Origin of the sequence: Pseudochrobactrum algeriensis, assembly GCF_018436245.1 — a bacterium.
GTDB lineage: Bacteria > Pseudomonadota > Alphaproteobacteria > Rhizobiales > Rhizobiaceae > Pseudochrobactrum > Pseudochrobactrum saccharolyticum.
Map to the genome: position 1 here is coordinate 235274 of NZ_CP075361.1, position 13667 is coordinate 248940.

The following is a 13667-nucleotide window of genomic DNA, read 5'->3' on the forward strand; positions in this document are numbered from 1 at the left end:
CTGTCTTGCCGGAAACAGGGACAAAGTCAGGACACTGCGTCTTGCGGGTGAAGAGGGTTCTGCTGCTGATGCTGTATACACGCAGCTATGCGGATCCCTTCATATAGCTGAGATACGCCACTGTTATCAGAAGGAAAAACGAGAGAGATTATGAGTTCTGTTGAAAGCCTTCTGCATACATTCGCCAGTCTCACGGCCGCGTTTATACTCGGCGGTATGATTGGTTTTGAGCGGCAATGGCGTCAGCGGCTTGCAGGGCTGCGCACCAATACGCTTGTGGCGCTTGGCGCCGCTACTTTCGTGCTTTTTGCCTCGCTGGTTGACGGTGATACCAGCCCGACGCGCGTGGCAGCACAGATCGTTTCCGGTATCGGCTTTCTGGGTGCAGGTATCATTTTCAAGGAAGGTTTTAATGTTCGCGGGCTGAATACCGCCGCGACTTTATGGTGCTCGGCGGCAGTCGGTGTTATGTGCGGCGCGGGTTTTTATCTCCATGCAGCGATTGCCGCCTTATTTATCATCAGCGTCAATTTATTTTTGCGGCCGCTGGTACATCTGATTGACCGGCAACCCGCCAGCGGTGGTGAGTTCGGCACCCGCTATGCTGTCAGTATTGTCTGTATGGGCGATGCTGAAGCGCATGTGCGGGGGCTGTTGCTGCGTGATCTAGGTACTGTTCTGCATATTCAGGATCTGGAAAGCACGAATATTGAAGACAGCAATCGCGTTGAGGTCAATGCATTGTTTCGTGCCGATAATAATCAGGATCCGCTGCTGGAGCAGATTATTGGGCGGCTGAGTCTTGAGCCATTGGTGACATCTGTACGCTGGCGCTATGTTGCTGCCGATGACGGGGATAAGGATTATTAGCCGGACTATGTTTTTTGCGTTGTTTTATTCAACATGCTCATAGGCGCCTCTGTCGATCAATGAGCCGGTGATGCGCGGGTTCATCGCAAAATCCTTGATGCCCGTGGCAGGGAATCCTGTTGCTGCATTAAACCGGCCATTGTTTCTGCCCGGAGAACCCGCAGCGAGGCGAAAATCTGAAGCACTGGCATTGATGAAGGCAGGATTGCCTATAATGCTGCCTGTATCACCGCTGACGGCTGTGAATGCGCTGAAATTATTGGGAGATGTGCTGTCATTGTAGTAATTTTTATTGTTCCAAAACCAGCGTGTAAAGCTGCTGCCGGATGTTGTGTAATATAAATTACTGGCAAGCTTCACTGTGTCCGGCACTGAAGGGATAAAGCTGGTGATTGCATAACCCTTTGTTCCGGCAAAGAGAATATTATTGCTGAAACTTATATTGCTGACATTGTGACCGAGCTGAAACTCACCGGAATTGATGCCTGAAATGTCACGGTTATTATTCTGATACAGAGTATTGTTTGTGATCGAGATGTGAGCGGCACCGCCCGACTGAGTCGCATCATATCCGCCTGCGAGGATACCGGCATCCTGATTGAAGCTGATGATATTGTTGCGTGCTATAATATTTTCAGTCACCTTGCCGCGCTGCTCACTCAGAAGCCATATACCGCCATCATTGGCGTAAATATTATTGCGCTCAACGGTAATATCCCGCCCGCCATCGACATAGATGCCTATGGCCGCAGCCGCAAAGGTCAGTGCCTGATTGCCGTTGGTTGAAAGATTATACACCGTGTTATCTGCAATCCAGCCGTTTCTGGCGCGGTTATAGTCCGCACGGTTGTTGCCGTAATAGCCGGTCGCATCAATGCCTATAAAATTATTGTCGTGTACCAGATTATTGGTGACCTGCCAGCCGTCGACATTGCCGCCAATGGTCAGGGATTCACTGGTTCCGGTTTTCAGATTATACAACTCATTACCGTCCACGATGACATTCTGTATCGGTACTGGCTGCTGTCCGTAAACAGCAATGCCCAAAGCATTTGCATTGCCGTTTGCAGGCAGATTATTCGCCTCAATGCCGTGAATAATATTGTCTCTGATCTCAATATATTTTCCGGTGCCCTGAGCAAGAACGCCAATGGCAATGAATTCCGTGCCGGATTTATAGTTGCGGATTTCAAACCCTTTAATGCGTATATAGCTGGCGCTGTTGAGGCTGATGAGGCCGCGCATGCCATAGGGCTCTGTGATCAACCCGCTACCGTCGATAATTGGCTTTTCACCGGCATATCGGGTGAGTGTGATAAAACCACTCTCCGCAGAACCTGATTTGTTGAATGTCACTGTCTCATTATAGATACCGCCGCGGACCGTGATTGTATCACCGGCCTGTGCCTGATCGACAGCATGCTGAATGCTGCGCCATGGGGCAGAATAGCTGCCTGAATTGCTGTCAGCGCCTGTGGTCGCGACATAATAAATTGTTCCGGTACGGCCATAGGCAACATTACAGATCTGGAAATTAGCAATTTCCGTTTCATCTGCCACAGAGACGGCGGAAATGGTGACATTGACAGATTCGTCCATATTGGCGGGAGCGGTATACAGGCCGGAATTTGTTATGGTTCCGATTGCGGGTGCGCCGCCTTTTACTCCGTCAACCATCCAGATGGTGTTATTCTCAGATGCTGGCGTGTCTGCTGCCTGAAACTGCTGTTTTTGCAGTGCTTGCATCGGCCTGCAGTCCGGTGAAGTGCCGGCAGTGGCTGCCGGTGTATTTTGCAGGATGATTGTCGCTGAAAAAGCGAAGAGCAGGCCTGCAGCCACATATTTATGATTTGAGATCGCTGATTTCGTATTTTTCAAAATAAACAAAAAGCGCATCTCCTGAGAATCACATTGTAACGAATATTTATTGTTGCGAATGCGAGCAGGGCGGAGAAATATTTTTGATATTCAACAGAGGAAACAACACGCGTCAAGGTGATTCGAGTGAGTGGTCCGGAGATGCGCATGTGAACTCTATGTGCTTGTAATAAGCACAGTGTATAACGCATGAAACTATCAAATGTGACAGGAGTTTTTCTGATCTTCAGAAAGTCAACTTCTCAATTTTGAGAAGGAGTGGCGCACCCGAAAGGATTCGAACCTCTGACCCCCAGATTCGTAGTCTGGTGCTCTATCCAGCTGAGCTACGGGTGCTTGCCCTAGAACCGCTCCGTTTCGGTGCGGTAAGCGCTCTCTAAAGGGTTCTGTTTGGCATTGCAAGGGCTTATGATGAAAAACTTTCAGAAATTTGTATTTTTTTTGAAGGCTGGGGATAAATATAAGAAAACCACGCGATTGCGTGGCTTTCCTGAAGGCGCTTTTCGCGCAGAGCGTTGAAATAATTAAACCATATTGCGTTGTGAGCGCTGAAACGGTGGCGGATAGATGGGCATATCAGGGATACGAATCTCAAATAATGCACCGTCTTTGTAATCGTCACGCAATTCTATGGTGCCGCCATGGGCACGAACCAGTTCCTGAGCAATAACCAGCCCCAATCCGGTGCCGTCGCTGCGTGTTGACCCGCGAAAAGCGGTGAAAAGATTGTCCCGTGCTTTCTTAGGCAGGCCGGGACCGGTATCCGCCACGGCAATATAACAGGTATTGCCTATGCGCCACGCGCTGATGGTCAGGCATTTTTCGGTTTCCGGCTGCCGGTGATAGGTGCCCATTGCCTGTACCGCATTGCGGCAGAGATTATTCAGCACCCGCAGCATTTGTTCTTTGTCGATATAGGCTTCAAAATCGACGGGAACCATATTGCGGAAAGCAATCTGCACATCGGATGGAAGCACCAGCATATCTTCCACTTCATGGATCAGCGGACGCAACAGGCGTTGCTGGCGAACCGGCACGGCTTCCTGTGTGCGGCCGTAAGCGATCACAGTCTCGGAATAGGTGATGGCGCGGTTCAGCGTGCGGATGAGCTTCGGTGAGAAGCGTTGCACAACCGGATCATTGGTATCGGCAAGACTGTCCGACATCAGCTGTGCTGAGGCCAGAATATTGCGCATGTCGTGATTGATCTTGGAGACGGCCAGACCGAGATCGGCCAGATGTTTACGCTCCTGAAACAAATGCTGCAGATGTGTCTGCATCTGCGCTAGCCTGTTCTGGGCATAGCCAAGTTCATCTTTGCGGCAGGAGCCGTCAATAATCAGCGTCGGATCATCCGGTTTCTGCCCGAAAGCAAACATATTCTCATACATATGGCCGACAGGGCGCAGCAGCAAACGGTGAATGATGAAATAAATCAGCGCGGCCGCGATCAGCGAAATCAGCAGCGATATGGCAGCAATAATACGGGAGTTTTTGATCAGCCTGTTATGCAGGGCATTATCGCTCATCACAAATTCAACCGTGGTGCCGCTGTAATCGGGCGGGCCTGACACCTGCATTGTCTTATTGCCGCCGCTGATCAGGGTGAGCAGAGCGCCCCAGAAATCACTCAGTGGCGTTGCTGTTGTCAGATCAATATATTCATCGACCTGCACTGCCTCCGGTGAGGCGGCAAGAACACGGCTGCTGCCATTACGGGTGACTGTAATGGATTGTGCGCCTGTGGAGCGCAGTAACTGATCCTGAATCTGCAATTCCAGCGTCGTGTCCGGATTCGCATCGAGCAATAACAGGCTGGAAGTGGCAATCATTGTATGTTTGGCATTCAGCCATTGATTGCGCATATTCGCCAGTGACGGCGCGAGAATGATAACTTCGGCAATCAGCACGGCCAGAATTGTCATCAAAAGTAATTTACTGGAAAGGCGGTGACGCAGCGGAATATGCAGGTCATCGGGATCGTTCGCAGTAAAATCCGATCCGGTATTGGTGAAGACCGGCGGGATACTTGTGCTTAAAGGTGCATTGGCGGCAATCGCGGAGAGGGATGTTTGGGTGCCGGATGTCGCGTCGCTGCCTTCCGCAGTCAGATCAGCTTGCTCACGGCTGCGCGCCTGTAATTCCTCGGCGCGCTTCTTTTCTGATTCTGCAGAGGCTTTGTCAGCAGGCCTTTGAAAATCCTTGCTTTTCATAAAGGTCATTTCACCCATCCGTCAGGCTGACAGGTTGTTCCTGTCCCCCGTCTCCACCCACGGACCAAAACAGGCGATCGCCCGGGTCACGGATTGTACAGTTGCATAAATATGCCTGACCGCAAGCCTGTCCCCACAAAGGCTAAAATCCTGCAAGTTTGTAATATAGGCGCTTTAAGCCAAAATTTCAAATTTTCGTGTGCTGTTTATTTATCGTGCGGTGATGAGGGAGTTATCCCTGAAGAATGCCAAAACAAAAGTTTTTATTTTAACATTTGTTTGATTATCTGAAATTGCTCTGCTATATGGCTCTCATCAGGACGATTGAAACGGAGAATGGCAATGGTGCAGGGCGATCAGGATGTGAACCAGTCAGCAAAAGCCGGTGCGCAAAATCTGCAAGATCTCTCCGCGCAGGAACGTGCTGTTCTGGAGATGATTGTCGCTAATCCGTTTGTCGGTCAGCAGCAGATTGCTGATGCGCTGAAACTGGCGCGTTCTACGGTTGCCGCTCATATTGTGCAGCTGACCCAGAAGGGTTTTGTTCTCGGGCGTGGCTATTATCTGCCGGAGAATAAACGCATCGTCTGTATTGGCGGCGCGGTCTTTGATCGTAAATATCATGCCCATGCCCCGCTCATCAGCGAGACATCCAATCCGGTCAGCGGTTATCGCAGCCATGGCGGTGTTGCCCGTAATGTCACGGAAAATCTGGCGCGGCTCGGCGTGAATATCGGCTTTGTTTCTATTCTTGGCGATGATGAAACCGGGCGCGCTATTCTTGATCATCTGCGTCTGCTTGGTGTCGATGTCAGCCGTGCGATTGTGACCAATGAAGCGCCGACTGCTGAATATGCTGCCATTCTTGGGCCGGATAATGAGCTGGCACTCGGCATTGCCGATATGGGCATTTTCGACCTGTTCAAGCCTGAAACACTGGAAACTGTCTGGCCGCATCTGGCTTCGGCTGACTGGGTTTTTGCCGATTGCAATCTGCCGCAGGCAACATTGGAAACCTTGCTGGCGAAGAAAACCGGCAGCCGTTTCCGTTTGGCTGTTGATACGGTTTCCGCACCAAAAGCACTGCGTTTGCCGCAGGATCTCAGTGGTGTTGATCTGCTGTTTCTCAATCTGGATGAGGCGCATAGCCTGTTGCGTCACCCTGCGGGTACACCACGCCTGACAGCCGAGCAGGCGATCAATGCCTTACATGCGCGCGGCGTTGCCAAAATCGTCATGACCATGGGTGCTGGCGGTGTTCATATTGGCGATGAAAGCGGCATCCGGCATATTGCCAGTGTGCCAGCGCAGCCGGTGGATATTACCGGTGCAGGCGATGCGCTGATTTCCGGCACGCTTTATTGTCTGCTTGACCGGAAGGAACTGCCCGATGCAGTGCGCACCGGTACTTTGCTGGCCACGCTGACAACCGAAAGCGACGCAAGTGTCCATCCGGATTTGTCTGCACATTTTCTCGAAGCGAACCTTCATCGTATTCGCGACTGATTTATCTCCATTAAACTCCCTCAGAAAGGCTGCTCCAGCTATGACCCGTTTGACTATGCATTTCAGCGATGAAGTCCGCGCCGCTCTCGATAAAGGCGCACCTGTTGTTGCTCTTGAATCCACGATCATCACCCATGGCATGCCTTTCCCGCAGAATTTGGAAATGGCGCGTAAGGTTGAAGCTGTGATCCGTGAAAACGGTGCGACACCGGCAACCATTGCTGTGCTCAAAGGTGAAATCCATGTCGGCCTCGGTGATGCCCAACTGGAACAGCTTGCACAGACCACCGATGCGGTGAAAACATCGAGCCGCGATCTGGCTGCTGATATGGTGCAGGGACTGACTGCCGGTACTACTGTTTCCGCAACCATGCGTATTGCTGCGCTGGCCGGTATTGAAATCTTCGCCACCGGCGGCGTTGGCGGCGTGCATCGCGGTGCGGAAGACAGCTTCGATATTTCCGCCGACCTGAACGAACTGGGCATGACCAACACCACTGTGGTTTGCGCGGGTGTGAAATCCATTCTCGATATTCCGAAAACGCTTGAATATCTGGAAACCCAGCGCGTGCCGATTATTGCGCATGGCAGCGATGATTTTCCGGCATTCTTCACCCGCTCAAGCGGTTGTAAAGCCGATCACCGCCTGAACAGCGCGGAAGAGATTGCGAAAGCGATGGCTCTGCATCATGCGCTTGGTTCCGGCACCGGTATTCTGATTGCCAATCCGATCCCTGAAGAAGATGCACTGACACCGGAATTCATTAACGGCACGATTGAAGCCGCTGTTAAGGAAGCTGCCGATCAGGGCGTTGGCGGTAAAGATGTGACACCGTTCCTGCTGGCGCGCATCAATGAATTGTCGGAAGGCCGCAGCCTGAAAGCCAATATTGCGCTGGTACTGAACAATGCCAAACTGGCAGCCCGTATGGCCGTTGCCTATAAAGCTATCGTATAAAAGACAGTATCCTATTGAGTTCAGCGGGCGGAAACATCGTGTTTCCGCCCGTTTTGCTTTGTCAGACCTATGTCATGGTAAGGCCTTATTAACCATATCGGCTCATCTCAGAGCGTGAGACGTGGTTTAAACAGAGCCGGATACCGGTTTTACGGGCTTTCCGGCACTTTGCCGCAACAGGATTACAGAAATTTAATTAGACCTGAGACCGCAGATTACGCATTTTAAGAGCAGAATGCAGCGAGCCTGTCTGTGCAGGCAATTAACTCAGGTTGCGGCAAGATCGGAAGATAATGAAAAACTGGAAACAAATTACGGTTTGTTTGGTCGTGGCTGCCGCCGCCTTCGGGGGCTGGAGCTGGTATAATACTGAACGTTCCGCGACACAGGCCACCGGCGGCGCACCGGCAGCAGGGCAGAGTGGCGCGCGCAACGCGCCTTTGGTGGTTGTAAAGCCAGCCCAGAAGCAGGTCGTCAATGACAAGCTGAGTGCCATCGGCAGCGGCGTTGCGCTCAATACGGTCGCGGTTTCGCCTTATTCAAGCGGAACTATTCGCCGGTTTCTGGTGAGTGCAGGCACCACTGTCCAAAAAGATCAGGTCATTGCCGAACTGGATGCGGAAACAGAACAGATTGCCGTTGAAAAAGCGCAGGTGCTGCTGAAAGACGCGGAAATCACACAACAGCGTATGGCAACTTTGCGGGCTTCCAACACGGCGACACAGGTACAGGTTGTTGCGGCAGAGCTTGCTCTGGCCAATGCAAAACTGGCTGTGAAGGATGCAGAACTGGCGCTCAGCCGCCGTTCGGTTACAGCACCGATTGCCGGTATTGTCGGTATTCTGCCGGTGGACGCAGGGAATTATGTAACATCCTCCACCACGATTGCTACGATTGATGATCGTTCAAAACTGCTGATTGATATCTGGGTACCGGAACGGTTTGCACCCCAATTGCGGTTGGGGCAGGCCGTGACAGCAATGCCGACGGCTCTGCCAGGAAAAAGCTTTCAGGGGCAGGTCAGCGCTATGGATAATATGATTGACGCGGCCAGCCGAACTTTGCGGGTGCGTGCGGAAATTACCAATCCGAGCGATGTGCTGCGTGCCGGTATGTCTTTTACCGTGACTATCCTTTTCCCCGGTGATCAATATCTGGCGGTTGATCCGCTTTCTGTGCAGTGGGACGGTGACGGTTCCTATGTCTGGCGCATTACCAAAGACGGCAAGGCCGAGCGTGTAGCTGCGCGGATTATCCAGCGCAATGCCAATGCGGTGCTGGTTGATGGTGCACTGGCTGAGGGCGATACGATTGTCACCGAAGGTGTGCAGAATGTGCGTGAAGGCGGCAATGTGACGATTAAGGGCGCGGGCAATACCGCCAGCCCGAAAGAACCGGCCACAGCGCAGGCAAACAGCAAACAGGCAGGATGATGATGAATTCTGACAAATCATCCGCTGAAACAAACACGGTGACTGAGGATGTAACCGGCGCTGAAGAAAAAGGCGGCGGGCATAATCCGCAGACCGGCGGTTTTACGGCATTGTTTATCCGTCGTACGGTTTTTGCTTTCGTGCTCAATGTGCTGATTGTGGTCGCAGGTCTTGCGGCTCTGAGCGGCGTGGATATCCGCGAATTGCCGGATGTTGACCGTCCGGTGATTTCCATCAGTACCACTTTTGACGGTGCATCTGCAGAAACGGTTGACCGTGAGGTCACGCAGGTTCTGGAAAATGAAGTTGCCCGTGTTTCCGGTGTGAAGAATATTTCTTCAACCTCATCATTCGGCCGCAGCCGCGTGACGGTTGAGTTCAATGACGGCGTGGACATCAATGTCGCCGCTGCTGATATGCGTGACTCGATCTCGCGCGTGGCCAACCAGATGCCGGAAGAAGCCGATGCATCGCGTATCATCAAGGCGGATTCCAATGCTGATGCGGTCATGCGTCTGGCAATTGCGTCTGAAACGCTCAGCGTTGATGATATGACGGTGATTGTGGAAGATCAGATTGTCGATGTGCTGTCTGCTGTTCCCGGTGTGGCCGATGTGGAAACCTATGGTGACCGTGACAAGATTTTCCGTATTGATATCGACCATAAACGTCTGGCCAGTTATGGCCTGACCTTTGCCGATGTCAGTTCGGCACTGGCTTCTATGGCGCTGGATCAGCCCGCCGGATCGCTGCGCAGTGCATCTCAGGCGATTGTGGTGCGCGCCACAGCATCGGTTTCCTCGCCGCAGGATTTCGAGAATATCATCATTAAAGGGCAGACCCGCATCCGCGATGTCGCCAATGTCACGCTGGGGCCGGATATTGAAAGCTCGGCAGTGCTCAATAATGGCCGTAACAGTATCGGCCTTGGCATTATCCGTCAGGCACAGTCCAACACTTTGGATATTTCGGACGGTATTCGTGCGGAAGTTGAGCGCCTGAATAAGACATTGCCGGAAGGCATGACAATGCGGGTGACCAGTGATGATGCGAACTTCATCCGTGGTGCTATGCATGAAGTGGAAATCGCGCTGACCGCAGCGATCCTCATTGTTATTGCTGTTATTTATATGTTCCTGCGCGATATCCGCGCGACACTGATCCCGACGGTTTCCATTCCGGTGGCGCTGGTCGGTACTGTGGCGGCGATTTATCTGGCAGGATTTTCGATCAATATTCTAACCCTGCTGGCGCTGGTTCTGGCAACCGGTCTGGTGGTGGATGACGCGATTGTGGTGTTGGAAAATATTGTCCGGCGCCGGTCGATGGGGCTGGGGCCGCGTGCGGCTGCGGTGCTTGGCACGAAAGAAGTGTTTTTTGCGGTTATCGCCACAACACTGACACTGGTGGCGGTGTTTGTGCCGATTTCCTTTCTGCCCGGACAGGCCGGTGGCTTGTTCCGCGAATTCGGTTTTGTGCTGGCAATTGCCGTGCTGCTGTCCTCCGTGGTGGCGCTCACACTGTGTCCGATGCTGGCTTCGCGGTTTCTGACGGCGGAAAGCATCGCCCATGAAACCGGAACAGATAAACCGCGCGGGCTAGTCTATCGTATCAGTGCCGGTTTGGCGCAATTCTATCGCCGCAGTCTGCACTGGTGCCTCAATGCACCGTGGATTGTGGTTGCGGCTGCTCTGGTCTTCGCCTTTTTCTCGTTAAGTGCCTATACGACTTTGCGTCAGGAGCTGACCCCGAATGAGGATCGTTCTGCGGTTATGCTGCGTATTTCCGGTCCGCAGGGCATCAGTATTGATTTCCTGCGTTCGCAGCTTGAGCAGATCGATACGGCGCTCAAACCGCTGCGCGATAATGGCGAGATTGTAAACTCCTATGCCATTGCCGGTTCCGGTGGTGCGTCCAATAACGGTTTTATGGTGCTGACACTGGCCGACTGGGCAGAGCGCGACCGTAAGCAGCAGGATATTGTTGCCGATATTAATAAGCGTCTGCGTCCGATCACCGGCGTGCGTGCATTTACTCTGCAGCCAAACAGTCTCGGTATTCGCGGTGCCGGCAATGGTTTGCAGTTCACGCTGGTCGGCAATGATTATGCAACGATCCAGCCGGTGACCCGCGCTTTGCTGGCCGAGATGGAGAAAGATCCGCGCTTCCAGCAGCCGCGCCTGTCGGTGGACGCAACGCAGCCGCAACTCTCGGTACAGATTGACCGCGAGCGGGCATCGGATCTCGGCATTGATATTACCGGCCTCGCCAATGCGGTGCAGTCGGTGCTCGATGGCCGCAGGATCGGCGCTGTCTATATCGGTGACCGTTCTTATGATGTGAAGATGATGGCGACGTCCAATCCGATCAATGATCCTACGGATCTGGAAAATGTCTTCATGCGTACCGGTGACGGCCGTTATGTTTCGATGGCAACCATTGCTTCGGTACGGGAAATTGCGGTGCCGCCGCAGCTGGCGCGTGAACAACGCCTGCGCTCCATTGCGATTACTTCAGGTCTGAGCAGTGATTTTGCTCTGGGCGATGCTTATAAAACCGTACAGGAACTGGCCGCGCCATTGCTGCCTGCCGGTGTGCAAATGGTGCCGCTGGCAGAAGCGGCAACTTTAGGCGAAACCTCAACCGGTCTGTTTCTGGTGTTCGGCTTTGCGGTAGTGATTATTCTGCTGGTTTTGGCCGCGCAGTTTGAGAGCTTCGTCAGTGCGCTGATCGTTATGGCGACCGTGCCGCTGGGGCTTGGCTGTGCCATTGTGGCGCTGATCCTCACCGGCACGAGTCTGAATGTGTATAGCCAGATCGGGCTGGTCTTGCTGGTCGGGATCATGGCGAAGAACGGTATTCTGATCGTGGAATTTGCCGATCAGTTGCGCGACCGTGGCCTGTCTTTGCGTGAAGCGGTGGAAGAAGCATCGAATATCCGCCTGCGTCCGGTTTGTATGACGATGATCTGTGCGGTGCTTGGTGGTATTCCGCTGGTCATCGCCTCCGGTGCCGGTGCGGAAGCCCGTATTGCGCTGGGCTGGATTATCGTCGGCGGTCTTGGACTGGCAACCATTGCCACGCTCTATGTGACACCGGTTGCCTATCTGCTGCTTGGCCGTTTCACCAAGCCGAAAAGCGATGAAGAAAAACGTCTGGATCGCGAGCTGGCTCATGCGGCTACGCTGGAGATGAAACCGGAATAAAGCCGGTCAGAACCTCATCTGTATATAAAAAACGGCGGGTGTTCCCGCCGTTTTATAGTTGATGGATACTTTATTTCACACGCCAATCGGCATCAGCGCGGGATCACGTTCCACTTTGCGTGGTGCTACTACCTCTTTCCATACCGACAAAGCCTGTTGCTGCGGTGTGTTCGGTGCGCGCTCAATGAAGCGCCCGTCACCCGGCTCTGCCAGAATTTTTCCCTGCGCATAGGCAACGCGCCCGCCGCTGATGGTCATACGTGGCAGGCCGGTCACTTTCATGCCTTCAAAAACATTGTAATCAATCGCCGAATGCTGCGTTTTGGCCGAGATTGTCTTGGTTGCATTCGGATCCCAGATGATGAGATCAGCATCTGAACCCTCCAGCACCGCACCTTTGCGCGGATAGATATTGAGAATTTTCGCTACATTGGTGGAGGTAACAGCGACAAATTCATTCTCGGTCAGGCGACCGGTACGCACACCTGTCGTCCAGAGCACCGGCAGACGTTCTTCCAGCCCTGCGGTACCATTCGGGATTTTGGTGAAATTACCAACGCCGTGGCGCTTTTGTTCGGTGGTGAAAGCGCAATGGTCGGTGGCCACACATTGCAGGCTGCCTGCGCTCAAACCTGCCCAGAGACTGTCCTGATTGATCTTGTCGCGAAACGGCGGTGACATCACCCGCCGTGCCGCATAGTCCCAGTTTTTATTCTGATATTCGCTTTCATCCAGTGTCAGATGCTGGATCAGCGGTTCACCATAAACACGCATGCCTTTCTGGCGCGCACGGCGGATAGCTTCATGCGCCTGTTCGCAGGAAACATGCACCACATAAAGCGGCACGCCTGCCTGATCGGCGATCATAATCGCACGGTTAGTGGCTTCGCCTTCCACTTCCGGCGGACGGGAATAGCTGTGCGCTTCAGGCCCTGTATTGCCTGCTGCCAGCAGATTTTGCTGTAATTGCGCAACAATATCGCCGTTCTCGGCATGCACCAGCGGCATGGCACCGATTTCCGCACAGCGGCGGAAAGAGGCGAACATCTCGTCATCATTGACCATCAATGCGCCTTTATAGGCCATGAAATGTTTGAATGTATTGACGCCGCGTGCCACCACTTCCGGCATTTCATTATAGCAGCGCTCACTCCAGCCGGTGACAGCCATGTGGAACGAATAGTCGGTGCGTGCTTTGCCTGCTTTCTGAAACCAGTCCTGCAAGGCTTCCAGCAAATTACCCTCTGGTGAGGGTAGTACAAAATCCACCACCATTGTGGTTCCGCCTGCCAGTGCCGCAGCGGTGCCGCTGTCAAAATCATCGGAACTGTGGGTGCCCATGAACGGCATTTCCAGATGGGTGTGGGGGTCAATGCCCCCCGGCATAATCAGGCAGCCATAGGCATCAATTGTTGTGTCGCCCTGCAAATCATGGCCGATAGCGGCAATTTTGCCGTCTGCAATCAGAATATCTGCATCGTAAGAGCGGTCTGCGGTAACAATTTTACCGCCTTTAATCAGTGTTGTTTTCTTATCTATATGCGATCCGGAATATGACATTGTTCGTTTCCCCTTATGGTTTTTTGCGAACAGATGCTGATTA

At 52.8% G+C, this 13667-nt stretch carries 8 protein-coding genes and 1 tRNA gene; 5 read left to right on the plus strand and 4 right to left on the minus strand.

The annotated features are described in order from the left end of the window. Positions 1 to 150 precede the first annotated feature (150 nt). Positions 151 to 870, plus strand: coding sequence for an MgtC/SapB family protein (locus KHQ09_RS03225; RefSeq protein ID WP_213596258.1), 720 nt, complete (start codon positions 151 to 153; stop codon positions 868 to 870). Positions 871 to 894: 24 nt separating this feature from the next. Here the strand turns inward: KHQ09_RS03225 and KHQ09_RS03230 are convergent, their stop codons facing one another. The 3 genes from KHQ09_RS03230 to KHQ09_RS03240 all read right to left on the minus strand — a co-directional run bounded on the left by KHQ09_RS03230 (position 895) and on the right by KHQ09_RS03240 (position 4970). Beyond that, positions 895 to 2757: a DUF1565 domain-containing protein gene (locus KHQ09_RS03230; protein WP_213596260.1), complete on the minus strand. Its 1863-nt coding sequence runs from the start codon at positions 2755 to 2757 to the stop codon at positions 895 to 897. 250 nt (positions 2758 to 3007) lie between these two features. Next, positions 3008 to 3084 (minus strand) — tRNA-Arg (locus KHQ09_RS03235). Positions 3085 to 3272: 188 nt separating this feature from the next. Then, positions 3273 to 4970, minus strand: coding sequence for a sensor histidine kinase (locus KHQ09_RS03240; protein WP_213596262.1), 1698 nt, complete (start codon positions 4968 to 4970; stop codon positions 3273 to 3275). Positions 4971 to 5303: 333 nt separating this feature from the next. Here KHQ09_RS03240 and KHQ09_RS03245 point away from each other — a divergent pair, with 333 nt between their 5' ends. The 4 genes from KHQ09_RS03245 (at position 5304) to KHQ09_RS03260 (ending at position 12064) form a co-directional block, all read left to right on the plus strand. Then, the gene (locus tag KHQ09_RS03245) at positions 5304 to 6467 is read left to right on the plus strand and encodes a PfkB family carbohydrate kinase (protein WP_225686081.1); all 1164 of its coding nucleotides are present in this window, start codon (positions 5304 to 5306) and stop codon (positions 6465 to 6467) included. A gap of 40 nt (positions 6468 to 6507) precedes the next feature. Continuing rightward, complete coding sequence (locus KHQ09_RS03250; protein ID WP_022710762.1) at positions 6508 to 7425, plus strand: pseudouridine-5'-phosphate glycosidase; 918 nt, start codon at positions 6508 to 6510, stop codon at positions 7423 to 7425. A 293-nt stretch (positions 7426 to 7718) separates the two neighbouring features. Then, positions 7719 to 8858, plus strand: a complete 1140-nt coding sequence (locus KHQ09_RS03255; protein WP_075654125.1) for an efflux RND transporter periplasmic adaptor subunit — start codon at positions 7719 to 7721, stop codon at positions 8856 to 8858. After that, the gene (locus tag KHQ09_RS03260; protein WP_238481551.1) at positions 8855 to 12064 is read left to right on the plus strand and encodes an efflux RND transporter permease subunit; all 3210 of its coding nucleotides are present in this window, start codon (positions 8855 to 8857) and stop codon (positions 12062 to 12064) included. The genes KHQ09_RS03255 and KHQ09_RS03260 overlap by 4 nt, the downstream gene beginning before the upstream one ends. Positions 12065 to 12139: 75 nt before the next feature. On the opposite strand, the gene hydA is transcribed toward KHQ09_RS03260, so the two are convergent. Further along, positions 12140 to 13624, minus strand: a complete 1485-nt coding sequence (gene hydA, locus KHQ09_RS03265; RefSeq protein WP_213596264.1) for a dihydropyrimidinase — start codon at positions 13622 to 13624, stop codon at positions 12140 to 12142. Positions 13625 to 13667 lie beyond the last annotated feature (43 nt).

What these genes read in the sequence shown, in the direction of transcription:
- KHQ09_RS03225 (WP_213596258.1), top strand. Translation starts at nt 151, where the DNA reads ATGAGTTCTGTTGAAAGCCTTCTGCATACATTCGCCAGTCTCACGGCC.
- KHQ09_RS03240 (WP_213596262.1), bottom strand. Translation starts at nt 4,970, where the DNA reads ATGACCTTTATGAAAAGCAAGGATTTTCAAAGGCCTGCTGACAAAGCC.
- KHQ09_RS03245 (WP_225686081.1), top strand. Translation starts at nt 5,304, where the DNA reads ATGGTGCAGGGCGATCAGGATGTGAACCAGTCAGCAAAAGCCGGTGCG.
- KHQ09_RS03250 (WP_022710762.1), top strand. Translation starts at nt 6,508, where the DNA reads ATGACCCGTTTGACTATGCATTTCAGCGATGAAGTCCGCGCCGCTCTC.
- KHQ09_RS03255 (WP_075654125.1), top strand. Translation starts at nt 7,719, where the DNA reads ATGAAAAACTGGAAACAAATTACGGTTTGTTTGGTCGTGGCTGCCGCC.
- KHQ09_RS03260 (WP_238481551.1), top strand. Translation starts at nt 8,855, where the DNA reads ATGATGATGAATTCTGACAAATCATCCGCTGAAACAAACACGGTGACT.
- hydA (WP_213596264.1), bottom strand. Translation starts at nt 13,624, where the DNA reads ATGTCATATTCCGGATCGCATATAGATAAGAAAACAACACTGATTAAA.